Origin of the sequence: Marinobacter salexigens, from assembly GCF_002806945.1 — a bacterium.
GTDB lineage: Bacteria > Pseudomonadota > Gammaproteobacteria > Pseudomonadales > Oleiphilaceae > Marinobacter > Marinobacter salexigens.
Genome location: NZ_NIHC01000001.1, coordinates 1,055,978 through 1,079,339 on the forward strand (window position 1 = coordinate 1,055,978; position 23,362 = coordinate 1,079,339).

Below are 23,362 nucleotides of genomic sequence, written 5' to 3' on the forward strand. Positions count from 1 at the left end.
AAATGAAACTAAGCAAGAAATTACTGACCACAGGCATACTGGCGGCGAGTCTCGTTGCTGGCCAGGCTTGGGGCGCAGTTTCTGCCGAAGAAGCAGCCAAGCTGGGTGATTCACTGACACCCATGGGCGCTGAAAAAGCAGGTAATGGCGATACTATTCCTGCGTGGAATGGCGGCCTTACAACGCCGCCGGCCGGCTATAAAGGTGACGGTATTTATGTAAACCCGTTCCCCAACGAGAAGCCCAAGTTTACTATTGATCAGAGCAACGTGGCAGAATATGCCGACAAACTGTCTCCCGGGCAGGTTGCGATGATCAGGCAGTACCCGGATTATGTCCTCCCGGTGTATGAAACCCATCGTACAGCGGCTTATCCGCAAACCATTATGGATGAGACGGTCGAGAACGCGACCAAGGCCGAAATGATCAAGGATGGTAACGGGCTGACGAATTACCAGAACGCAACGCCATTCCCGATTCCTCAGAACGGCCTGGAGGTTATCTGGAACCACCTGACCCGCTACCGTGGCGGTGCGGTTCAGCGTAACGTTGGGCAAGCAACGCCTACAGCCAATGGGGCCTACTCCATTGTAAAGTTCCAGGACGAATTTTCATGGCGTACGCATCTATCAGACTACGCTCCAGATAAAGACCCCAACGTGTTGTTCTACTTCAAGCAGGCTATCACTGGCCCAGCCCGTCTCGCCGGTAACGTATTGCTGGTTCATGAGACCTTGGACCAGGTGGCCGAACCACGTCGTGCCTGGGTATACAACGCAGGGCAGCGTCGTGTTCGCCGTGCGCCACAGGTTGCTTACGACGGGCCAGGTACAGCGGCCGACGGCATGCGCACATCAGATAACTTCGATATGTTCAACGGCGCCCCGGACCGCTACAACTGGGAGCTGGTTGGCAAAAAGGAAATGTACATTCCGTACAACTCCTACAAGCTGGTTGATCGCAACCTGACCTATGATCAGATCGTCAAGCCAGGGCATATCAATCAGAATCTGACCCGATACGAACTCCACCGTGTATGGCACGTGCGCGCAACCCTGAAGGAAGGCGAGCGCCATATCTATGCTCAGCGTGACATGTTCATTGATGAGGACTCCTGGCAGGCTACCGTAGTTGATCACTACGACGGCCGTGGTGAGCTGTGGCGTGTGGCAGAGGCGCACTCCATGCAGTTCTATGATAAAGACATTCCCTGGTATGCCGTTGAAACCCTGTACGACCTGCTATCTGGCCGTTACCTGGTTCTCGGCCTGACCAACGAGGAAGTCAATCCGTATCAGTTTGGCGTTCAGCGCCAGTCCAGAGATTACACCCCTGCGGCCCTTCGCCGTGCAGGTACGCGTTGAGGGTAAACTGGATCTCCCAGAAACGGCGGGCCTTGGCCCGCCGTTTTTGTTACTGCGTTCAAAAAACTGCCGCCAGATAAATACCTTTAACGTCAAAACTTTGCAGATGCCCCCTCAATTGGTTTAACCTCCCAATATCATTAAAGAAGTATCCGGGGCAGTGTTTGAAATCATTCAGCGATGGCCATGCAGCCAATGACGAGTTTCAGTCTGCGAACAGCGGATTGCAACGAGGTGAACTTGTAAGGGATTTGCTCAGGCAGAGACTGCAGGCGCCCGTGGTGCCTGCGACTGCTTTGGGGCGTCCCCATCTGGCAGGTTTGGTCTCCGACGCATTAACACCTCGCGGCGTACTGTTTGTTAACGCCCCTTGCGGCTATGGAAAATCCCAGGCAGTCGCAATGGGTGTCCAGGCTGCAGGCTTCCTTGGGGATTGTGTGCGATGGCTAACACTTAACTGCCAGGATAACGCTCCAACCCGCTTCCTCGGTTTGTTGTCGGTAGCGTTGGATATTCCCGAATCCTTCGAAAGGAGCCTTCAGGGCAGCACTACCTTTCCTGACGCCTTGGCCATAATGCTTCTGGCTCTGAAAAAAATACCGGCACAACAGCGCCTGGTTCTGGTGCTGGATGGCCTGCACCAGATTACAAATCCTGCTGTTATTGCCCTGCTTCAGCAGCTGGTGGCAGACATACCCGCCCATTTTTCCGTTGTTATGGTATCCCGGCAGGCGTTGCCCTATGAAACCCATGCCCTGGAACTGGAAAACCGGTTCACCCATATAGGTGCTGAAAAGCTCGAGTTCAGCCGCAGTGAAACCTTTGAGTTTTTCCGGGGTCTGTTGAACGATCAACAGCTCACCAGTGTGGCCATTGATCATCTATACGATTTAACGGAAGGCTGGCCAACCCCACTTGCGCTGTACCGAAGAGATATCTTGCAAAGTTCTGAGCGGCATGTGGTTTCAGAATCCCCCGGCGTGGAGCGATTCCTGAAAGAGTCTGTGCTGGGCAGCCTGGCACAAGAACAGGTTCAGTCCTTAAGGGCTATCTCGGAAGTTGGGCTCTGCTCAGATGAAGTACTGTTGGCACTGGAGCCGTTCATCCCTGGTGGATTGCTGCTCCCATCCGAAGCCTTTGAGCGCGGCTTGCCAATAAAGATCATGCCCGGCTGGGGGCGTTGGTACAGGCTTAACCCATTATTGGCGGAATGGCTGAAAGCGCCTGTGATGGCGGGATACGCCGACAGAATGTTGGCTGCCAGCCGCTGGTTCAGCTACCGCAACCAGATCCCCGAAGCTTTGAAATACTCATTGCTGGCCGGAGACACAGAAGAGGTTATCCGTATCGCCTCTGAAGGATCCGAAGCGCTCCTTCTCGGGCAGGATACCGCCTCACTGTTGCATTTACGCAAAAGTCTTCCGGCAACGCTGCTGGAGCGTAGCCCTAGATTGAGAATCGTCTACAGCTGGGTTCATGCTATTGGCGGCCAGTTCAAACAGGCCAAAGCCCTGCTTGAAGGCATGGACGGGGAAATCTATCAGGAGCACGGCGCCCGCATCAGTGCCCTTAAGGCATTTATTCTGCGGGGAGAAGGGCAGGTTTTCCCGGCTCTGGAAATGGCTGAGCGCGCTCTTTCAGGAGGGGATTTGTCACCCCAGGGGCAGCTCGTAACGCAAATGGTGCGTGCCAGCGCGCTGTGTGCCTCCGGGTGTTTCCCGGAAGCACGGGAAGCCAACCGGGCTGCATCCCGGCTTGCAAGAGAAGCCGGCGACCCGGGCTCTGAAGCGCTTGCCGTGTACGCCCATGCCCGCATTGAACTGGGCAAGGGTGCACTCAAGCATGCAGAGCAGTTACTGCGAACCGGGCTGGATACCGCCATACAGGAGCAGGCCCGGCCCGCCCGTATGGGCGAAACCAGGCTTCAGTTGAACCTGGTGCTTGTTCTGTGGCACCAGGGGCGTGACGCGGAAGCTGACCGCTTGCTGGTAACCTGTGCCCGCCAGGCCGAAAAAGCCCGCGATCTCGGATTGCTCCTTGGAATGGCCATTCGAGTAATGATGTGCCGCTCACAAGAGCGCCTGGAAGACGCTTTTGTATGGATAGGAAGGGCTGAGCGAACCATGCACACCTGGCAGGTAGATGAGTCTCTTTATGTGCCGGTGCTGGAGGCCCTCAAAGCGAGCTGCTGGCTGGCCCAGAATCAGTTGGATAGCGTTGCGCAAGCACTCGCCAGACTGCAGCCATATAGAGATGCGGGTTGCGTGCCGGAGCTTTTCCCCATGATGCCGGGTTTGCTCGATTGCCTGCATGTGCGCCTGGATCTCGCCCGGGGCGAGACGGTAAGGGCCCGGGAAACGCTTGCCAATACGCGCAAACGTTACGACGACGCGATCTCCTGGGGTACAGCACTCCATATGCGTTTGCTGGATGCCATACTGACCCGGGAAGATAAAGGCTTGGCGGTCGCACAGAAAATACTCGTGGCAGTAGTATCCGAAGCGGAAAAAGAGCACTTCATAAGCCCGTTTGCCGAGTTGAAACTGGAGTTGGGCGAGCTGATGGGTAAGGTGTATGGGCAACTACCACCAACACCGTTCCGCGACGCCTTGGGCCAGTTGTTTGGCATAACCGGAGCGGTGCTGCCGGCGTCACTCGCTGAACCTATCAGTGAGCGTGAGCAGGTTGTGCTGGAGTTGATTGCCAAAGGCCTGTCGAATCAGGAGATTGCAGACAAGCTGCACATCTCGCTGCACACGGTTAAAACCCACGCACGCCGGATAAACGCAAAGCTGGAAGTGCGCTCCCGCACCCAGGCAACTGTGCGGGCCCGGGAGCTGGGGTTGCTGTAAAGGAGTTGCAGTAACAAGCTTTCAGTTGCAGGGCTCAGGAGCGCTGCAAAGCTTCGCTTTTCAAATCTTCGATCAGGGCGTCTTTTTCAGCCCATAGCCCGCTCACCCAACGCTGGAATTCCACCCGGGTTTCACGGTTGTTTTCGTAGTCCATCCCCAGAAACTGCGATGGAATTTCCCGCACCCTGATATCAATAATAATTTTTTCGATACGCCCTGAAAAATAATCCCAAATGCCTATGCGTTGCTGGCTGGAACCTGGGTAAACGATGGTCACATCCAGCATGGTGTGCAACATTTCGCCCATGGCGCCCAGAACAAAGGCAGTGCCCCCGGCCCGGGGTTTTAGCAGGTGTTTATAGGGGGAGCTCTGGCGCTGGTGCTTGGCAGGCGTGAAGCGGGTGCCTTCCATAAAATTGAAAATGGTTACCGGTGTATACCGGAACTTTTCACACGCCGCCTCGGTGGCCGCAATATCTTTGCCTTTAAGCTCGGGGTTCTTGGCAATCTGCTCTTTTGTGTGGCGGTGCATAAACGGAAAATCCAGCGCCCACCAGGCTACGCCCAGCAGCGGAACCCAAATAAGCTCTTTTTTCAGGAAGAACTTGAGTAGTGGAATCCGGCTATTGAGCACATATTGTATCGCAGGAATATCGGTCCAGCTCTGATGGTTGCAGGTAACAAAATACCAGTGCTGCTGGCTGAGATGCTGAGCGCCCCGCACATCCCATTCAATACGATGCAGAATATCCATCACCAGGTTGTTGAACCCTATCCAAACCCGCGCAATGGTATTCAGCACCACTGTGCAACCCTTGCGAACAACGGGTATCGGGAGCACCAGCTTGAGCAGGGCAAACAATATCAGAAACGGGAAGAGTATAAGAGTATTCAACAGCACGAGTAGCGCTGCCAGAGTTCCCTTTATCGGCGCAGGCAAAAAATGAAGCATTCGAAAACGTCCCTTTTTGTCAGAAGGATTGTCGGCGCTCAGCCCTCGGCTGATGACTCTCTGCTGTAGCCGGGAAGCAGAACCTGCTCAGCGTTCACCGATGCCAGGTTCTTCAAGCGTGATGGGCTGCTATCGCTCAGAATCTTCCGGAATGCAGAGTCGTAAAACTCGAGGTTGTTATAGCGGATCATCGAGCGTATTTCATTAACATATTCCTCTCCACGCTCTGAATAGCTGATCAGCCCGCGGGCAAGGGAAAGCCCGGACAGTGGGTTGCCCGCTTCGCGGTCATCAAGGCGGGTGTCACGCAAACCCTTGTAGCTGCCATGTCGGTTCAGATTCTGGATATAAGCCCGAACAGAATGATAGGGCGACGGGAAGGCCGCCACTTCATGGCTGGCACCCTCGGCACGGCCCAGAGGAACCAGGCCGCAGCCTTTGGAAAAGCACCACTGGCCGAACAGATTATTACCGCGGCGAGCAAAGCGTGAGGTGCCCCAGGCGGATTCGTTGGCTGCCTGCGCCAGAATCAGGGAGGGCGGGATAACATCCAGCCGCTTTCTTAGCAGCGCAAACTGCTCAGGGGTGCCGGGGTCTTCCTCCACGCGCAATCGCTTGGCTTGCGCCGCGAGCCAGGCGTGCTCTTTTTTCGACAAGCTGTCTTTATGGGTGAGACTGTCGAGATAGTCCCGTTCGATGAGAATTCGGGAGTTGGCAAGCACAATGCGAGGGTATACAAACGAGAAAAAAGCCGCTTTCTTTTCAGTGGTGTCCCGGTAGCCGGTGAAGTCCGGTAAATCTGCGCGGGCCCATGAGGGTAGAGGTGGTAGCGAGCTCAGGGCGGGTTCTGAGCCAGTATTGTTGTCGCCGTCGGCACTATCCACACTGTTGGCGTTTTCTTTATCGGGGGGTGGAGCGTAAAGACCACCCGCGATGGCAAAAGCCATCATAGGAATAGCCAGCATAAGCGAGCGCGTTACAGGAAACATAAAACCTCTCGTCACAGCCTGTTTTGGGGCCCGGTAGCTCGTGCACACCGGGCGGATAGGTTCAGGATTATAACAGGTTGTACGGGCAGGGTTACCGGAGGGTTCAGGGCAGTTTGGTTGCCATCAGCAAACCACGGCGCTCTTCACCGTTGATGGTGTCCTCGTATAGCAGGAAAAACTGGCTTTGATCCGCTGTCACAAAGCCCTCAAGTGAGAGGGTTCCTGCGCTGAAGCTAACCTTGCCCTTGCCAAGATCAGAGGAGTATGTGAGAGGCGTAACAAGAAGATCCTCTTCCGGCACAGGCTGGGGGTCTTGCGGGCCGGGCACCCAGGGAGCAACCAGTTGTGCAGCCTTTGGCGTAGAGACCGTTTCATCATTCACAGAATGCAAAACCTCGAAGGTTGCACTGCTAAGGCTTGCTCCAGTCTCATTAAAAAGAACCAGGGTGCCGTTATCCAGATGAATCAGCCTGTTGAACCCATCTATCATGCCAAGCGCAAAGCCTTGAACCCTGTAGCGACCGGAGGTAGGAGCACCCGAAGCTTGTTCAGCAGCAACGAGCAGACCATCGCCAATAACGCCCGCGGTAGTGGCGGCATTCATCAGATTAAAAGCCATAAAAGATCCGTCTGGCACGCTGGCGCCAATGCCAAGGTCCGGCTGGTCGAGCCCTGCCGGATTGTTCACATCAAGATTAAGCCTGCCAATGTTTTTATCGCCGCTACTTAGCCGCGCTATGCGAGAACTGAGTGTCCAGCTGTCCGAGTGATTGACGGCAGCGCCCGCCAGGACTGCACCAGAGCTGTCTCGAGTCAGAGTGGTATAGGCTTGGGTTTGAGTGATGGTGCTACTACCGGAACCCGCACCGATCTGCCACCAGCCAGAGCCGGATTCAATTTGCATAGGTGGGGTAGAAGAAGATGGGCCAGAGGAAAGCGGAGCAGAATCTGAGAACCTCAGAGCCAGGTAGATGGTGTTGTACTCATTGCCATTCAAAGCGCTTGCATCAAAGCCACTTTGCTGCATCAGGTTGAGTTCCAAAGCAGACACGTAGTGGGCTTCCAATTCGTCTTTCCGTGCAAGCCGGCCTTGCTCTGACTTCAGTTCAATGGCTTTGCCTGCGCTGAAATAGCCTCCAAGGGTACGATCCAGGCCAGTATTGGCGTCCCCCGGCCCGCTGACAAACGCATCCAGATAGTAAGGGTTGCGTGTCCAGCCAATGATCCTGGAACTGTCCCTGTCGGTGATGCTTTGATAAAGCGCCCGCAGGGCCAGCAAGCGGGTGTCACTATCCAGTGTCGCTGCGCCGGGGGAAGCTTCATGGGTATTCAACGTCCAGAAATCCGCGCCCCGATGGAAAAACTCATTGGTGTTTTTATGGATCAGCGTCTTTCGGTCGTACGGAATCTGTGCCGCAAGGGAGGTTGTCTTGATACCCAAAAATTCAAGGCTCGACAGGGTTGATCCGGGGTAGAGATAGGTTGTTTGGCTGGTTGGTTTTTCACGCCCCATACGGATGCCCCACTGGCCAGATCCCGCCAGACTGCTCTCAAGAAACGTTTGGCCCAGCTCCAGGCCCATAAACACCGAATTGTATTCAGCGGAATTTGCAGAAATGTTGCTCGTGGATTGGTCATCCAGCAAAGGATATCCTGCCGCTGAGGCAATATAGCTTGCCAGGTCTGCCCGCTGGGCGAGTAACTCCAAGGCGCCGGCAATACTGGTCTCGGTCGGAATGTTGATTTCGAAATCGTGTACCTGGTCGGCCAAGGCAGGCCATACCAGCTTGTTAAGGCACAGAGTCTCGCGGGTCTCATCTGCACAGTCTACAAGGCGCTGAAATTCACCTGGGCTGTACTTGGGGAGCGTATTACGCAGCAAGTACTCGGAGAAGGGATTGATTTTGATGTCCCGGTCAGCATCCGTCGCCAACGAGCGCAGGGTGGTGTTGCCGTACTGAGCTTCGATGATAACGTCTGGCGATAAAGGCTGCCCGTTCTCAAAGGAGATAACCGTATAGCCCTCGTCATCCTGCCGGAGAGCATAAGATACGGTGCCAACCTCCTGCAGCGTGTTGTTTATTTTATAGGCGCGCACTGAGTCTGGCTGAACGATGCGCAGGTTGCGCCGTGTTAGCTCACCATCCGGCGCCAGGCTGCCGGGCAACTCCATGGTGATGCGAATTTCATCAGAGGCAAGCCCAACCGTGTTGTCAGAATCGCCGGTGCTGGTTTGGCTAAAATCATTTGCAGGGTTTTTTACACTGGCAAACGAGTTGGGCTTTTTTCGGGTATCGTCAATCGCAGAGTCACCGCCGCAGGCAGTTGTGAGCGCAACGGAAACAAAGAGAAGAAACCCCGGTATAAATCGCATATCAGACTGCCCGTGTTAAAGCGGTATGGGAGAGCTTGGCGACATCGAGAACGCCGGTTTCCAGTCTAACAGTGCAACGGTTGGGAAAGCGTGAGGAAGGGCACGAAACAGGCGCCCGGAGGAGGGCGCCTGTAGAAGACTACAGAGCAGCTTTAGAAAAAGATCTTCATACCGACCAGAACACCTTCATCCAGGTTGATGTCGCCCTTGTACGGCGAATCCAGCTCGGTATTCAAGTAACGGTAACCGGCAAACAACTCCGCATTACGGATAACGCGATAGTTGGCGCGCAGCTCCAGGCTGGTCATTTCTTCTGAATCACCAAACGAGAGGATTCGTGGGGCATAATGCAGGCCGCCGGTGAACGACAGGCCCGGAACATCCGGAATGTTCACAGTCGCGAAGCCGCCAAGGCCCACAGCGCCGCCATCAAGGCGATCGTCATCCCAGCCGATTGCACGCAAACCGATACCGGCCGTTGTGGGCAGGTTGCCCAGTGCGGTGCGGCCCTGAGCGTGAAAGTCCAGATTACCAATATGGCGGCTGCCTTCATGGTAGGTGTAACCAGCACCCAGCTGAATATCGTTGTTGTTTCCGAAGAAGTTTACCTGCCCCTTTACGGAATCGTTCGTCAGGCTCAGATCCACATCGCTTGCCAGCGCAGGAGCAGCAGCGAGAGACAGAGCCAACACGGAAGCATGGGATAGTTTCATTCTGTTACCTTCTTGATTGCAGTGCGAGTATTGGGTGCAAATGGTAACGGGCTACCCTCTATACCACAACTTACAAGCGTGTAAGCAGGAGGATAGAGCCAAGCCCGCCAAAAATCAGTGGCGTGTTGTGTCGCCGCCCTGGTCAAGATCATCAGGAGAGGCGGTTTCTGCTGGAACACGGTATTCCTCGTTCGCCCAGGCACCAAAATCAATCAATTTGCAGCGTTCTGAGCAGAAGGGCCTCCAAGGGTTCGCCTCTGTCCATTCCACGGATTTTTTGCAGGTAGGGCAATCTACGTTCATGTGAACCTTTCAAATCGTTAATTGAGTGTACGGTTGCCGCGAAGCCCCGTGGGCATATTGTTCCAGTACTGCCCGCAACATTTCAATATTGACAGGCTTGGCAACAAAAGAATCCATGCCCGCACGGCGGCAACGCTCTTCATCCTCTTCCATGGCGCTGGCCGTGAGCGCGACTACAGGCACAGAATTACGTTTCTGGGAGGCTTCCCAGGCACGAAGGCGCCGGGTCGCTTCAAAGCCATCCACTTTTGGCATGATGCAGTCCATAAAAATGAGATCAAAGGGATGCAGTTGCCAAAGGCTGGATGCCGCTTCACCATCATTGGCCGTCATCACATCGCACCCCAGTTTCTCCAGAAGCCGGCGGGTCAGCGTGCGGTTTACCGGGTTGTCTTCTACCAACAGAACCTTCATGCGGTGGGACCAAGGCTCACGGCGTTTCTCGTTACTATCACTGGCCTGCAGGGAAAACCGGGTAAGAAAACGCCGCTCATCCTTCGCTGAATCTTCAAACATCTGGTTCAGAATGGGCGTGAGACAGGATTCCCTCAGGGACTTACTGAGAAATGCATCCGCCCCGGCCTGGCGAAAATGCTCGGCATCGCCCCGTTGAGGGTTCGAAGAAAGAATAAGAAGACGCATATCAGACCAAAGCGGGTTGCCTCGTATCTGCCGGCATAACAAGTCGCTATCCATGTCTGGCAAAAAACCATCCAGAATAATGGCATCAAAGGGTTCCTGCCCATCGAACGCCTGGCGCAACGACGTGAGGGCTTCCCCGGCGGACTTTACCGCCTCTATATGAACCTCATGGCGCGACAGCATCTCCAACGTAATCTTGCGGGACAACTCATAGGAATCCGCCACCAGAACCCGCTTTCCCTTAACCATGCGCGCATCCGGCCGCACCCTCGATGTGCTCTCGGGCGCGGCGGGGAGAGTGAGTTCAATCCAGAAGGTGGAGCCTTCGCCAGGCCGGCTTTCAACATCCAGCGACCCATTCATCAGAGTGACAAGCTGCCGGGAAATCGTCAGCCCCAGCCCTGCACCGGGCAGCTGGCGCTGAAACCTCTCGCCCAGCTGAACATAGGGCTCATACACCAGTGGAACATCTTCCGGGTTGATACCAATGCCCGTGTCTTCCACAGCCAGGCGCAGGCGAACCTTCTCATCCCGCCGTCCCAACACCTCAATACTGATCAGCACATGCCCGGAATCCGTAAACTTGATGGCGTTGGACACCAGGTTGAGCAGCACCTGGCGAATGCGTACCGGGTCGCCACACAGCGCCCAAGGCAAGTCTTCATCAATTCGCAGCTCCAGCGCCAGCCCCTTCTCCCGGGCACGCCCGCCAAGCATGTGCACCAGATCGTTCAGGGTTTCCCGCAGGTCGAAAGGAACGATCTCAAGCATCAGCTTCTCGGCTTCCATGCTAGAAATATCAAGAAGATCGTTGATGATCGACGAAAGCCCCTCCGACGCATTCAGAAGCGTGTGCACGTATTCCCGCTGTTCCTGGTCCAGCGGTGTATCAGCCAGCAGGTTTGCGTAGCCAAGCACCGACTGCAGCGGTGTGCGTAACTCATGGCTCACATTGGCCAGAAACTGGTTCTTCGCACGATTGGCACGAATCGCCTCATCCCGCTCCCCCTGAGACTGAATCGTGGTTTGCCGGAGCGAGCGGGTATCTTCCAGAATCTGCAGGCGCATCTTGTTAAGCGCGTGCTCAAGCTCAGAAAGCTCATCCGGGGTTCGGGGCGGTTTGCGCTTGAGTTGTAGAGGGTCCACCAGCGCATCCAGATTAAGCCGCGCAGCGTAATCCGCCATAGACTCCAGATGCCGCGAAAGCGTAAGGCGAACAATCACCAACAGCCCCAAAGTACCCAGCATCACCACAATCGACTGGAACAGCAGATTAATCAGCGCACCGTTACGCAGCTCTGAGTAAACCTGTTCAATGGAAGAAGTAATGGTCAGCGTGCCCAAATTTTCCGGGCCCCGGTAAGTAGAACGGTTGAACACCAGCGGAAACGTTTGCGAGATAACCCGGCCTTCAGGATTGCTGCCTGTAGAGAATTGCTCGCCGGTAGAGGTAACAACCTCGGCGTAATGAATCGCCTCCACGGCCCGCATATCATCAAGGCTGTTGGCCACCTCGCTGAAATTCATGATCCAGATATTATTACTTATGCTCCCGGAAACCAGGCCAGCAGCACGCTTCTGGGTTTCCTGCAAATCCGATTTTCGCCGCTCAAACTCACCAACCATCTGGGCGCCGGTAGCCACCAGAGAGACAAGAAAACTGAACAGCAGCACGTACACAAGCAACCGCATTGCAAGCGGCCGAATACCCAGGCGCGTGAAAAACCGTTTTGAAGGCAAAGCACAAATTCCCTGTGTCGACTACACAAACATTCGCGACAGTTTAACAGACAGTCAGCACTTCGACACGCTTGCGTGAATCTACATTCACAAACCGGAAACGAACATTCAAATCATAAAGATGGGCGCCATAAACCCGCTCCTCATCACGGCCCCGCCGAAAAGAAGGCCGGGGGTCATAACTCACCACATCCGCAATCAAAAGCTTCAAATCCGGATACTCCTCCGGCGACAAACCCGCCAGCTGCTGCTCCGCTTCCGCAAGAAACACAACCTCCAGCCGCTCAGTAGGCGGAGCCTCCGCCCAACCGAGCGCTGCACTGGGTATCGAGTCTGCAAACGGCAGATACGGCTTCACATCCAGAATCGGCGTGCCATCAATCAAATCGTGATCGCTAACCTGCAGAACCAACTGCCCCTCCTTACGCAACAGCCCCTCATTCCGAACCACCGAAAGCCCCAAACTGTTCGGCCGAAAAGGAGACCGACTGGCAAATACCCCCATCTTCTGATTACCACCCAACCGCGGAGGCCGAACCACCGGCCGCCACTCCGCCCGCACCGCCTCGTGAAACTGAAAAATCAGCCACAAATGACTGGCAGTTTCCAACCCACGGAAAGCATCTTCGCGGTTATAAGGCGACTGAATAACCAGATCCGCTCTGGCATACCGAGTCAGCCCCGGCTGACGCGGAACCCCGAACTTGTCCTTAAAACAAGAGCGAGTAATCGCAATGGGGGTGAGCGCTAAAGCATGTTCAGCAGGTATAGAATCGTGTCGTGGCATAAAAAGGCTACACAATGTGTTTAGAGGGCCGGAACTAAAGTTAGAAGCAGGCCAGCAGGCAGGGGCTTCCGGGAATGTCTCCGGCCAAGGAGGGCCGGAGCCAAGCGCACATGGATGTGCTCGTAGCGGTTCCCGGAAGCCCCTGCCTGCTGGCCTGCCTGGCACAAAGCCAGAGGCGTAATCATTTTGGCTTTAGGTTTTAGAAGTCCGGATTAATACTGCCAGAAAAAAACATCTCCACACGAAAAAGCACCGACCCCTGATCCTTAAAGCTCTTCTCCCGAGGAAACGTCAACGCAGGAATCAACTCAGCAAACAACCAATCACTATGCAGCCGATACCGCCAAGTCAAATCCGCAAACGCCGACGTAGTACGCCAACTCGGCTGACTCTCACCAAGAACCCCCACCCGAGGCGAAATCGAAGAGCGATTATTTAACCTCTTCCACGTACTGAAAATCTGTGACGCCACAAACTTCCGATCCTTATGAACCCAGGAAAGCTCAGAAGACGACCCAAAACGCCAACCATTCCCGATATTCCGGCCCGCATTCACCCAAGAACGGGCACCCCAGCCTTCCTGATGAAAATAATACAACCGCTGCTGCACCCGCAGCCCCCAATCCTCATCCAGCTTCCAGAACCTCTCCGCCGTCGCCCGCCAAAACGCATCTGGCGGAAGGTGCAATCGCGCGCCCAGATCATTTGACAGGTTTACCGCTTCACCAACCTGCGACAAATACCGAAGAGCCCCCGTGCTCGTGTCCGATGAGCGGTTTGGTTCCGTGAGCTGCCGATCACGCTGGCGCTCCTCCAAAGGAATCAGCTCATCACTCTCACTTTCGATCACCAGGCGCAGCTTACGCTTGGTGGTTGGAATATCCAGACGAAACTTGATCTCCGGCTCAAACTGGGCCAAGTCACCGTATTCAGATTCCGTAGCAAAACCAATGCGCAAATAACTGTCATTAAAAGGCAAGTCATGGCCTTCGCCGGAAAGCGTGCGGTCTGCCCATTTCCCGAACGCCTGAACATTCAGCCCCTGCAAACGCTCCTGGCGCATAATAAAGTTACTGAAATCCAGCCAGTACGAATCAACCGGCTCCGCCCAATACTCCTCCGGGCTAAACGTGTAAAACGACAAGGGCAGCTTATCCGGCAGCAAACTCTCAGCGACAGAGTGCTCTTGCAAGTCAAACACCGGCTCCACGCCGTAGCTGTTTGCACCGGCCAACAGCAGGGGAAGGCTCAGCAGCCAGGCCCCCTTAGCCAAAGTCCACCATGAACGACTTATGAAGTGCGCGAACCTCGGCCGCAACAGTAGCTAAAGGCTGGTTGTTATCAATAACAGCATCCGCCCGGGCGAGCCGCTGCTCCCGGGGCATTTGCGCGGCAATGATGCGCTCAACCTGCTCACGGGAATTAGAATCCCGCCCCATGGTGCGCTCTACTTGAACCTCCACCGGCACATCCACCACCAGCACCCGCTGTACCAGCTGGTTCTGGTCAGTTTCCAGAAGCAGGGGAGACACCAGCAGAACATAGGGCAGGGCATAATCTTGCGGGTGCAGCTGGCGAATCAGCTCCTCACGAATAATCGGGTGCAGCAAGCCTTCAAGCCAGGTGCGTTGTTCCGGTTGCTCGAACACAATCTGCCGCAACTTGGCCCGGTCCAGCGAGCCGTCATCCATAAGAATGCTTGCGCCGAAGTGATCAGCGATCGCCGCCAGCGCGGGTGTTCCCGGTTCTACCACCTCCCGGGCCACATCATCCGCATCCACCCAATGTACTCCCAGGCTTCCAAACTGCCGCGCAACCGTGGACTTACCGGAACCGATACCGCCCGTTAAGCCTAAAATAACCATGTCATCAGTCAAACTGTTCAAACTCCCAGCAACCCGAACCAGAAAGCCTGAATTTCAACACCAAACCACAAACACAGCAACCCTGCCGCCGCAAGATAAGGCCCAAAAGGAATCGGCACCTCCCGCCCGTGCTTTTTGAACACCATCAAACCAATACCAATGACCGCCCCCACCGCGGACGACAACAGAATAATCGCCGGCAGCAACTGCCAGCCCAGCCAGGCACCCAGGGCCGCAAGCAACTTGAAATCCCCGTGCCCCATACCTTCCTTGCCGGTTGCCAGCTTGAACAACCAGTACACAGACCACAGCGCAAGATAGCCCACCACCGCGCCCCAGAACGCACTGGTGAAATCCCCAAGAAACCCGAAATAGCTCAGTATCAGCCCAAGCCACATCAGGGGCAGGGTAATGCTGTCTGGCAGCAGCTGCGTATCAAGGTCAATCACCGTAAGCGCAATCAACGCCCACACCAGAAGCAAAGCCCACAGGGCAGTTTCAGAAGGGCCAAGAATCACCACCGTTAGCACTGAAAACAGCGCCGTAACCGCCTCAATCAACGGATAACGAACCGAAATGTGCGTTTTACAGCCACTGCACTTGCCCCCAAGAAGCAAGTAACTGATAAACGGAATATTCTCCCAGGCCCGAATCTTGTGGCCACAGGTAGGGCAAGTAGAAGCAGGCCGTGACAGCGTTACCGCCTCCTCCTGCTTGCGCTCACCCTCCGGAACCTCCAAAAACGCCTCACACTGACAACGCCACTCCTGGTGCATCATTTTTGGCAGGCGAAGGATTACCACATTTAGAAAACTGCCGATGCAGAGGGAAACGAGTGTAACGGAGAGGTATAGAAGCCAAGGGGTTGAGAGAAAAATATCGAGTGTTGGCATTCAAAAGCTCGTGTTATTTGTATTTGAAAAAAATCCCCCCTCTCCCCCAGCCCCTCTCCCGCGAGGGGAGAGGGGAGGTGACGACGCCGGCCTCAGACTTGGGCATTGAGCCCCTCTCCCCTCGCGGGAGAGGGGTTGGGGAGAGGGGGCGGGGGCAGCCTTTAACCCACAACCTGCCCCATCTGAAATATCGGCAGGTACATAGCAATAATCAACCCCCCCACCAACACACCCAACACAGCCATAATCATCGGCTCCATCAGCGCAGTCAGGTTATCCACCATGTCATCCACCACAGCCTCATAGTGCACGGCCACCTTCTCCAGCATCTCATCCAGATTACCGGATTCCTCACCAATCGCCGTCAACTGCACAGCCATCACCGGAAACACATCCTGCTGCCGCATGGAAGCCTGCAACTGAGTACCGCTGGAAACATCGTTCTTGATGCGATCAATGGCATCTCGGTAAACCGCGTTACCCGTAGCACCGGCCACTGAGTCCAGTGCATCCACAAGCGGCACACCCGCAGCAAACGTGGTAGACAAAACCCGGCCAAACTTGGCGACTGCCGATTTATCAAGTATCTCGCCAACAACGGGCAGTTTGAGCACATATTTATCGACAACATCGGAGAATTTTTGGGAGCGAGTCTTAGCTTCCTTGAACAGGAAAATGCTACCCACAATGCCCAGCAGAACTATAAACCACCAGGACTGCATCCATTCAGACAGTCTAACCACCATCTGCGTAAACACCGGAAGCTCAGCCCCAAATCCCTGGAACAGGCTTTCAAACTGCGGAACAACTTTTACCAAAAGAATGGCGGTAACAATAATCGCCACAACTACTACCGCAACCGGGTAGGTCATGGCCTTTTTAACTTTCTTCTTCAAAAGTTCTGTTTTTTCCAGATAAAGAGCAATCCGGTCCAGCATCGCCTCCAGCGCACCGGCCTTTTCACCAGAATCCACCAGGTTGCAATACAGATTATCAAAGTGCTTGGGGTGCTTGCGGAGAGACGCGGCAAAACTCGTACCGGAAGAAATATCGTTCCGGATAGAGATCACCAATTCCTGCAAGCCTTTGTTTTCAAGGCCATCAGCCACTATGTCAAAACTCTGAACCAGGGGCACGCCTGCCTTCATCATGGTCGCCAACTGACGGGTGAGCATGGCGATGTCAAAGGGCGTAATTTTCTTGCTACCACCAAACAAAGGCTTTGGCTTTTTCTTTACTTTGTCCGGAATAATGCCCTGTTTGCGGAGTTGGGCTTTAACCAAAGCCATGCTGGAACCGGTCAGTTCACCCTTGGATTTGTTGCCCTTTCGGTCTTTGCCTTCCCAAACATAGGATTCCAGTTTTTGCGATTTCTCTGCCATGCTTAATCCTTCGTCACGCGGTTGGCTTCCTCAAGACTGGTTACGCCCTCAATCACTTTCAGAAGTGCGGACTGGCGTAAATTTCGGAAGCCCTCGGCCTCAGCCTGCTTTGCAATTTTAATGGAGCTGGCCTCTTCCATAATCATGCTCGCCAGCTGCTCAGTCACCTTAACCACCTCGTAAATACCGACGCGGCCTTTGTATCCACCATTGCATTTATCACAGCCCTTGGGGTGGTACAACGAGAAGCCTGTATCAATTTGTTCCTCTGTGAACCCCTCGGTCAAAAGCAGGTCTTTAGGCACCTCGCCGGGCTGTTTGCAGGCACCGCACAGCCGCCGGCCAAGCCGCTGGGCAATAATCAAACTTACAGACGTTGCTATGTTAAAAGCGGGTACGCCCATGTTCATCATTCGCGTGAGGGTTTCTGCCGCGCTGTTGGTGTGCAGGGTAGACAAAACCAGGTGCCCGGTTTGGGCCGCCTTGATGGCAATGTTCGCGGTTTCAAGATCTCGAATCTCACCCACCATGATTACATCGGGGTCCTGTCGCAGAAACGCGCGCAGCGCCTCAGCAAAGCCCAGCCCAACCCGGTTGTTCACGTTTACCTGGTTAATGCCTTCCAGGTTAATCTCTGCCGGGTCCTCTGCGGTAGATATGTTGATGTCCGGCGTGTTGAGAATGTTCAGGCCCGTGTAAAGAGAAACCGTTTTACCAGAGCCCGTGGGTCCTGTAACCAGAATCATCCCTTGTGGCTGCTCCAGAGCATCCATAAACAGCTGCTTCTGGTCCTCTTCATAGCCCAGCACATCAATACCCAGCTTGGCTTGGCTGGGGTCCAGAATCCGCAATACAATTTTTTCGCCCCAAAGCGTAGGCAGGGTATTCACCCGAAAATCAATCGCCTTGGTTTTGGACAGCTTCATCTTTATGCGGCCATCCTGGGGAACCCGGCGCTCGGAAATATCCAGTTGCGCCATAATCTTTACACGAGCCGATATCTTGGGTGCCAGCTTAATAGAAGGGCGTGAAATTTCTTTCAGTATTCCGTCTGTTCGATAGCGAACACGATAGGTTTTCTCATAAGGCTCGAAGTGGATGTCTGATGCGCCCCCGCGGATTGCATCCAGCAGCATTTTATTCACGTATTTGACGATTGGGGCATCATCAACATCGCTGGCAGTAACTGCGCCGTCATCTTCCTGCTCACCGCCCTCGGTTTCCACATCTTCAAGGTCGGCATCATCCAGGTCACCCATGGAAGTATCCTGGGAGTCCAGGTACCTATCGATCGCCTCCCGAAGCTTGGCATCATCCACCAATATCGCGTCTGTGCTCAGGCCCGTGTTGAATTTTATCTCATCCAGTGCCTGGATATTGGTCGGGTCGGATACCGCAATAAACAGGCGGTTCCCTCGCTTATAAAGAGGCAGAGCGTTGTGTTTGCGCACCAGCCGCTCATCAACCACGCCTTCCGGCATCATCTCTGGCAAGAAGGACGACAGATCCAGAACCGATACCCCGAACTCCATGGCCGCCGAAAATGCCAGTTTGGCACTATCCGCCAGTTTGTTTTGGGTGAGGTAGGTGATTAAGGGAATACGGTTCTGGGAGGCCTCTACAAAGGCATCCTTGGCGGTTGCTTCATCAAGAAGCCCGTCATCCACAAAGCGCCGGGCCAGGCCGGTGAGGGTGATGTTGCTTTTATTGGTAGCCATAAGCTGAGTAACGAGTGCTGCCTAAGTAATTGAATAAAGGTGTTGCGAGATAGCACAGAGTTTAGATGGCTGGTTTGGGTTTGGAAAGGCGTGTGGTGATTAATCAGCAGGGTGGTTGCGGGTGGGTGACAAAATTTGTCATTGAGTGACGGGGCGCGGCTAGGGGCTTGGGTGTGGGTATGTGTCGCGTGTGGTGTCGGGTTACGGTTTGAGGTTTGATTAGTAAGGGTTTTGCTCTGAGTTTTTGTTTTTGGCACGGTAAGTGCTTGTCCATGTGCAGGCTCACCGAAACCGGTTGCGGGGCAAGGCTCCACCGGCCCCGGGCCAATTTGAGTTGATTAACGACAATCACAGAGGTCGAATTATGAAGAACATGCAAATCAACCACGCCCAGAAGGGTTTTACGCTTATCGAACTGATGATCGTTGTGGCGATTATTGGTATTTTGGCGGCGATTGCTATTCCGCAGTATCAGACTTATATCGCTAAGTCTCAGGTGAGCCGGGTAATGGGGGAAGTTGGCTCGCTGCGGACTGCTGCTGAAATGTGTCTGATGGAAGGAGAGGATGCGGATGCGTGCGATTGGGGTTGGAGTGGTAGTGACCTCCTGGGTGCGGCGGCAACTCTCGATATGGGCCCGGTCATTACGTTCACTGGGACTGAGGTTACAATGTTGGCTACATTCAGTGGAAATGCCTCTGCAGCTCTTACCGGAACTGGTGCGAATCAGTTGGTTTGGACGCGCACCTCTGCTGGTAGTTGGGCATGTACAACAAATGTTCCTGAGCAGTATCGTCCATCAGGTTGTAGCGACGATCTCTCAACGTAATGTTGTTTGTTCGCTAATCTTTTTCAGAAAAACCCCTTCTTGTTAAGGGGTTTTTTGTTTTGGACGCGCGTGGTGCGCGCAGAACGCAATCTTATTAGTATCTAAAACTATTTTATTTAATAGGCTATGGATGACTTTTGTTTCTAGGTTAAATTTTAGTGCTTTGATCTATTGCTTAATTGTTTTCTTGTTGTCCCTGACGCTCTCGGTTGTCTGCCTGTTTTCGGATTTTTTTAATGTAGAGAGTCGCTATGACTTTCAAAGATATGTTTTAGTTTTTGTGATTTCTTTTCTTCCTTCTATAATCCTCTTTGTCGAATCTCTTAGAGGATCTTGTGTAAATAATTACGCATCAATAATTTGGCTTTTCCCGACTTTTTTTGTTTTATTGTATAGTTATATTAATGTAGATAGGTATGCTATATTCCCGTTAGAAGGGTTGATGTTTGCCTTGTGTTTAATGTTTGTTGCTTTAGTGGGTGTTTGGGCTAAAAAGTCTCAGTTTTTTTTCGGTATTGTTTTTGCCGTTATATATAGTTTGGTTGTTGTTTCTTTTTTTTATTCTTTATTGACAATTTTGGAATATTTATTGATTATTCTTGATGGCCTTTATCCTGAGGATATGCTGCCATTTGGTTTTGGAAACATAAGGCAGTGGAGCCATCTAGCAACGTGGTTGATTCCATTGTTGCCAGTTTCTATTATGGTGGGCCCGCTTCACACTTTTAGGGTTTGGAGAGCAATAGTAATAATAACGGCGTCCGTTTGGTGGTGGTTGATTATATTAAGTTCGGCACATGGAAGTTTTGCCGCTCAGGCATTGAGTTTTTTTTTGATTCTTCTGCTATATAGGTATAAGGCTATAAGGTGGGCGCAGATTTCTCTGGTGTTTTTCTTTCTGGGGGCGTGTCTCTGGTTTGTTTTATCTTACGTTTTTCCGAGCATGGTGTTTGGCGATGTATCTGAAATTCAGATAAGAGTAGTAGACGGGCTGCCAGCGAGGTTAATCTTATGGGGTGAGGCATTCTCTATGAGTTTGACCAACTTCCCGTTTGGAATGGGTGGGCAGTCATGGTTAACTCATGAGCCAATCACAGAAGCTTTTGTGAATGGTGAAGTTAAAAATTTTGGAGCGCCTCATAGTATGTATTTGTTATGGGCGTCGGAATATGGGTGGGTTTTTGTATTGACGTTGCTTTTTCCTGTGTTTTTTGTTTTTAGGGGTATTAAATCATGCTATGAGATTTACTATGATCAAGAAAGCCCCTTGGTTTACGTTATTGTGGGAGTTGTTGCGTCAACATTCTCAGGTCTTTTTCACTCTGGTGTTTCATCTGTTTTGTTAGCACCAGCAGGTATGTTATTTGGGTTGCTTGTGTTGTCAATGGTATGGGCTTTAGCAGTAAGCTTTGATGTTGGTATTCCAAGCTACAAATTTAGATCGTTTTGGGTTTTGATGTCTGGAGTGGCATTTTCATTGGGATTGTTTTTCTTGTCAGGAGTGATCGAATATAAAGTAGAAAGTGACAGGGATCGAGAGTGCGTTGAGAAATCAGGAATGACTGGGTATATGCCTCGCTTCTGGCATCACGGGTATTTCCCGAATCGCACCGGTTGCCAGTATGGTATGGAGGTGCCTAACGCCATGGGCAAGCGGCAGCAGATGGATGCCTATTAATGCTAAGCAGATCCCGAGTTAAAGATCTCGCTGTTATCTTATGCTTGATGTTAGTTGTCGCAGGTGTATCTCACTTCGTCATCACTAATCCTCTGGGGCCTTCCCGCTTGCTTTATTATGTGCAGGCACCGTTTATTCAGTGGACCACTCGATGCTCGGCAGGGGCGCCAAGGTGGATGGAGCGAGTGCAGCATTATGGAACCCACAGGATGGCGGCCCCGGCGAGCCAATTGGCCTACATTGCTCCTACCGGGGAGCTCAGTCATTGTGAGACAGGTTGGAGTGACGGGTTTTTTGGAGAAGAAGTGTTGCACGCGTCGACACGTTTTCGTTATGCCAGTATCACGAAAACAGTTACCGCCATTGCAATAATTGATCTGATTAACCGGGGGAAATTGTCGCTCGACGATAGCATTACTGATGTCTTGAGTTTTGGAGTGGAGTTGAGGGACCCTCGGGTGGCAGAAATCACAGTTGGCCATTTGCTTGCGCACCGGGGCGGTTGGGATCGAGTGCGGTCTCAGGATGTTATGTTCATGATTAACCATAAGCCCTGGTGCCCAGAGAGTCCCCGAAAATTGACCGAAACTAGCCTTATGTATGCTCCTGGTGAGAAGGAGGCATACTCGAATCTTGGCTACTGCCTCTTGGGCCTGGTGGCAGAGAAGGTCACAGGAAAGCCCTTCAGGTGGTATGTGTCTGATTTACTTGCTTTTAAAACTACAACTCTCCGTTTTATCGATGGGCCTTACCTAGCTGATGAAGTAAGTTACGATACCCGACATGAGAACTTTTACACTCGTGAGTATTACAAAAACTACGACTTTAAAGCACTTTCTTCATCTGCAGGTTTGTCAGGTAACGCCATAGATTTAGCTAATCTGATCAAAGCATCTTTGGCGCGAGGCCCATTAACGATTCTTGATGGTGATATGGTTCATGGTTGTAACCCGGCAAGGATCCAAGAGTGTTATGGCTTTGGTGTTCATCGTTATCAACCATCCCCGGATCATATGCCGCTGTATATGCATGGTGGTAAGCTGCCGGGGGTAGCGTCATTGATAGGCATTACTCCCGATAGAGGGGTGCTGGTTTGGTTAGGTGCAGGCACCCCTAGGCGGGGTAGTGGTGCGCTGGCGAAGTTTTATGAATATGTTCGGAATGAATTAGATAAATAATCAATCGTAGGCAGATGCAGCTTGGCCTGAGTGCCAGTGCAGCCTAGCGTGGCTTCTAGCAGGTTGGGGGGGGGCTTTCCTTTTTTAACATGCTTTTGCTTACACTGGCTTGTAATGACGCCTCGCTGATTGCGAATAGGCATCAAAGTTGCTTGTTAAAGGTTTTAGAAAACTAGTTAGAGACTGGCAACGATATGGCGAAGAGCGGCGGTTTCACCCTTATTGAATTAATGATTGTTGTCGCAATTATTGGAATTCTTGCAGCAGCGGCCATCCCCAGCTATCAGGTCTACATCGCAAAAACTCAGATAAACCGAGCTGTTAGCGAGTTATCAGCATACAAGGCGCCTTTCGAAAAGCGTGCGGGCTCCAGCGGGAGTGTGATGAATGAGGACATCGGTTACACTCCTTCCAATCTCACCACTGGTAGTCAAGGTGTTGATATAGGAGTGCTTAACGCTGACGGTTCTGGTCAGCTGCAAGTGACCATGGGCGGCAAAGCGCACCCAAATTTGGCCGGCTTAATCCTAAGCTTTGAGCGCAGCCCCGCAGGAGTTTGGGAGAGACTCGGATCCTGGACAGGCACAGCTTAGCCTGACCTGATTTCGGAAAGCCCGGAGGATTCGTCCCCGGGCTTTTTGTGTTTCTGATGCGTCTATTCGGCATTATGTTCAGGCTAGGCCTGCGTCCGAATGGTGGCCGTTTTGTTTTCATGCTTTTTGTATGTACAATAAGTGATATGAAAATCGAATTTGATCCAGGGAAGGACGCCATAAACACTAGGAAGCACGGTGTTTCTTTGGCTGATGCAGTGTTACTTGAATGGGAATGTATGTGGCTCATCGAAGACGTTCGAAATTGTTACGGTGAACGCCGAATGATCGGGTACGCACCAATTGGTTCAAGGGTCTATTGCCTCGTCTTTGCAGATAGAGGCTCGATCCGCCGAGTAATAAGCCTGCGTAAGGCTAACCGACGAGAGGCCCTATGTGTCAGCTTAGTTGTCGCCTGAATATTTCAGAGGACAACCATGCCGCATTATTCGCCGGAACGTAAAGAAGCCATTCTCCAGAAGATGGCTCCACCTCACAACCTGACGGTTG

The 23,362-nt window shown here is 52.9% G+C and carries 19 protein-coding genes; 7 read left to right on the plus strand and 12 right to left on the minus strand.

What is annotated here, in order from left to right:
* The first annotated feature begins 2 nt into the window (after positions 1-2).
* Together CDH47_RS04920 and CDH47_RS04925 are read left to right on the plus strand one after the other, a co-directional pair.
* Entirely contained in the window at positions 3-1,364 is a 1,362-nt protein-coding gene (locus CDH47_RS04920; RefSeq protein ID WP_100638680.1) for a DUF1329 domain-containing protein, read from the plus strand.
* A gap of 164 nt (positions 1,365-1,528) precedes the next feature.
* Entirely contained in the window at positions 1,529-4,216 is a 2,688-nt protein-coding gene (locus CDH47_RS04925) for a LuxR C-terminal-related transcriptional regulator (protein WP_100638681.1), read from the plus strand.
* A 34-nt stretch (positions 4,217-4,250) separates the two neighbouring features.
* Here the strand turns inward: CDH47_RS04925 and CDH47_RS04930 are convergent, their stop codons facing one another.
* From CDH47_RS04930 to pilB, 12 genes are all read right to left on the minus strand, one after another.
* The gene (locus CDH47_RS04930; RefSeq protein ID WP_100638682.1) at positions 4,251-5,168 is read right to left on the minus strand and encodes an acyltransferase; all 918 of its coding nucleotides are present in this window, start codon (positions 5,166-5,168) and stop codon (positions 4,251-4,253) included.
* Positions 5,169-5,206: 38 nt separating this feature from the next.
* Entirely contained in the window at positions 5,207-6,157 is a 951-nt protein-coding gene (locus CDH47_RS04935; RefSeq protein WP_100638683.1) for a glucosaminidase domain-containing protein, read from the minus strand.
* 103 nt (positions 6,158-6,260) lie between these two features.
* Positions 6,261-8,531: a hypothetical protein gene (locus CDH47_RS04940; RefSeq protein ID WP_100638684.1), complete on the minus strand. Its 2,271-nt coding sequence runs from the start codon at positions 8,529-8,531 to the stop codon at positions 6,261-6,263.
* Between the two features lie 152 nt (positions 8,532-8,683).
* Positions 8,684-9,244, minus strand: a complete 561-nt coding sequence (locus CDH47_RS04945) for a YfaZ family outer membrane protein (RefSeq protein WP_100638685.1) — start codon at positions 9,242-9,244, stop codon at positions 8,684-8,686.
* A 114-nt stretch (positions 9,245-9,358) separates the two neighbouring features.
* Positions 9,359-9,547, minus strand: a complete 189-nt coding sequence (yacG, locus tag CDH47_RS04950; RefSeq protein WP_100638686.1) for a DNA gyrase inhibitor YacG — start codon at positions 9,545-9,547, stop codon at positions 9,359-9,361.
* Between the two features lie 9 nt (positions 9,548-9,556).
* Positions 9,557-11,929 (minus strand): hybrid sensor histidine kinase/response regulator, encoded by a 2,373-nt coding sequence (locus tag CDH47_RS04955; RefSeq protein WP_100638687.1) that lies wholly within the window; start codon positions 11,927-11,929, stop codon positions 9,557-9,559.
* A 43-nt stretch (positions 11,930-11,972) separates the two neighbouring features.
* Complete coding sequence (gene tsaA, locus CDH47_RS04960) at positions 11,973-12,716, minus strand: tRNA (N6-threonylcarbamoyladenosine(37)-N6)-methyltransferase TrmO (RefSeq protein WP_100638688.1); 744 nt, start codon at positions 12,714-12,716, stop codon at positions 11,973-11,975.
* Positions 12,717-12,915: 199 nt separating this feature from the next.
* Positions 12,916-13,989: a hypothetical protein gene (locus CDH47_RS04965; RefSeq protein ID WP_239985567.1), complete on the minus strand. Its 1,074-nt coding sequence runs from the start codon at positions 13,987-13,989 to the stop codon at positions 12,916-12,918.
* Entirely contained in the window at positions 13,982-14,581 is a 600-nt protein-coding gene (gene coaE / locus CDH47_RS04970; RefSeq protein WP_100638780.1) for a dephospho-CoA kinase, read from the minus strand. The genes CDH47_RS04965 and coaE overlap by 8 nt, the downstream gene beginning before the upstream one ends.
* 17 nt (positions 14,582-14,598) lie before the next feature.
* Positions 14,599-15,474 carry a prepilin peptidase gene (locus CDH47_RS04975; RefSeq protein ID WP_100638689.1) on the minus strand — a complete coding sequence of 292 codons (876 nt, stop codon included), beginning with the start codon at positions 15,472-15,474 and terminating at the stop codon, positions 14,599-14,601.
* Between the two features lie 161 nt (positions 15,475-15,635).
* Positions 15,636-16,856 carry a type II secretion system F family protein gene (locus CDH47_RS04980; RefSeq protein WP_100638690.1) on the minus strand — a complete coding sequence of 407 codons (1,221 nt, stop codon included), beginning with the start codon at positions 16,854-16,856 and terminating at the stop codon, positions 15,636-15,638.
* Positions 16,857-16,858: 2 nt separating this feature from the next.
* Positions 16,859-18,574, minus strand: coding sequence for a type IV-A pilus assembly ATPase PilB (gene pilB / locus CDH47_RS04985; RefSeq protein WP_100638691.1), 1,716 nt, complete (start codon positions 18,572-18,574; stop codon positions 16,859-16,861).
* A gap of 364 nt (positions 18,575-18,938) precedes the next feature.
* On the opposite strand from pilB, the gene CDH47_RS04990 reads away from it, so the two are divergent.
* The 5 genes from CDH47_RS04990 to CDH47_RS17830 all read left to right on the plus strand — a co-directional run bounded on the left by CDH47_RS04990 (position 18,939) and on the right by CDH47_RS17830 (position 23,271).
* Positions 18,939-19,403: a pilin gene (locus CDH47_RS04990; protein WP_100638692.1), complete on the plus strand. Its 465-nt coding sequence runs from the start codon at positions 18,939-18,941 to the stop codon at positions 19,401-19,403.
* A 130-nt stretch (positions 19,404-19,533) separates the two neighbouring features.
* The gene (locus CDH47_RS04995) at positions 19,534-21,081 is read left to right on the plus strand and encodes an O-antigen ligase family protein (RefSeq protein WP_153045463.1); all 1,548 of its coding nucleotides are present in this window, start codon (positions 19,534-19,536) and stop codon (positions 21,079-21,081) included.
* A gap of 209 nt (positions 21,082-21,290) precedes the next feature.
* On the plus strand, positions 21,291-22,259 hold the full coding sequence (locus tag CDH47_RS05000) for a serine hydrolase domain-containing protein (RefSeq protein WP_161494476.1): 969 nt from the start codon (positions 21,291-21,293) through the stop codon (positions 22,257-22,259).
* A 194-nt stretch (positions 22,260-22,453) separates the two neighbouring features.
* A complete protein-coding gene (locus CDH47_RS05005) occupies positions 22,454-22,852 on the plus strand; it encodes a pilin (protein WP_100638695.1) in 399 nt (132 codons plus the stop codon).
* Between the two features lie 146 nt (positions 22,853-22,998).
* Complete coding sequence (locus CDH47_RS17830) at positions 22,999-23,271, plus strand: BrnT family toxin (RefSeq protein ID WP_100638781.1); 273 nt, start codon at positions 22,999-23,001, stop codon at positions 23,269-23,271.
* The last annotated feature ends 91 nt before the right edge of the window (positions 23,272-23,362 follow it).

Bases quoted from the DNA above. Each gene is read 5' to 3' on its own strand.
- CDH47_RS04920 (WP_100638680.1), top strand. From the start codon at position 3: ATGAAACTAAGCAAGAAATTACTGACCACAGGCATACTGGCGGCGAGT.
- CDH47_RS04930 (WP_100638682.1), bottom strand. From the start codon at position 5,168: ATGCTTCATTTTTTGCCTGCGCCGATAAAGGGAACTCTGGCAGCGCTA.
- CDH47_RS04935 (WP_100638683.1), bottom strand. From the start codon at position 6,157: ATGTTTCCTGTAACGCGCTCGCTTATGCTGGCTATTCCTATGATGGCT.
- CDH47_RS04940 (WP_100638684.1), bottom strand. From the start codon at position 8,531: ATGCGATTTATACCGGGGTTTCTTCTCTTTGTTTCCGTTGCGCTCACA.
- CDH47_RS04945 (WP_100638685.1), bottom strand. From the start codon at position 9,244: ATGAAACTATCCCATGCTTCCGTGTTGGCTCTGTCTCTCGCTGCTGCT.
- yacG (WP_100638686.1), bottom strand. From the start codon at position 9,547: ATGAACGTAGATTGCCCTACCTGCAAAAAATCCGTGGAATGGACAGAG.
- tsaA (WP_100638688.1), bottom strand. From the start codon at position 12,716: ATGCCACGACACGATTCTATACCTGCTGAACATGCTTTAGCGCTCACC.
- coaE (WP_100638780.1), bottom strand. From the start codon at position 14,581: ATGGTTATTTTAGGCTTAACGGGCGGTATCGGTTCCGGTAAGTCCACG.
- CDH47_RS04975 (WP_100638689.1), bottom strand. From the start codon at position 15,474: ATGCCAACACTCGATATTTTTCTCTCAACCCCTTGGCTTCTATACCTC.
- CDH47_RS04980 (WP_100638690.1), bottom strand. From the start codon at position 16,856: ATGGCAGAGAAATCGCAAAAACTGGAATCCTATGTTTGGGAAGGCAAA.
- pilB (WP_100638691.1), bottom strand. From the start codon at position 18,574: ATGGCTACCAATAAAAGCAACATCACCCTCACCGGCCTGGCCCGGCGC.
- CDH47_RS04990 (WP_100638692.1), top strand. From the start codon at position 18,939: ATGAAGAACATGCAAATCAACCACGCCCAGAAGGGTTTTACGCTTATC.
- CDH47_RS04995 (WP_153045463.1), top strand. From the start codon at position 19,534: ATGACTTTTGTTTCTAGGTTAAATTTTAGTGCTTTGATCTATTGCTTA.
- CDH47_RS05000 (WP_161494476.1), top strand. From the start codon at position 21,291: ATGGCGGCCCCGGCGAGCCAATTGGCCTACATTGCTCCTACCGGGGAG.
- CDH47_RS05005 (WP_100638695.1), top strand. From the start codon at position 22,454: ATGGCGAAGAGCGGCGGTTTCACCCTTATTGAATTAATGATTGTTGTC.
- CDH47_RS17830 (WP_100638781.1), top strand. From the start codon at position 22,999: ATGAAAATCGAATTTGATCCAGGGAAGGACGCCATAAACACTAGGAAG.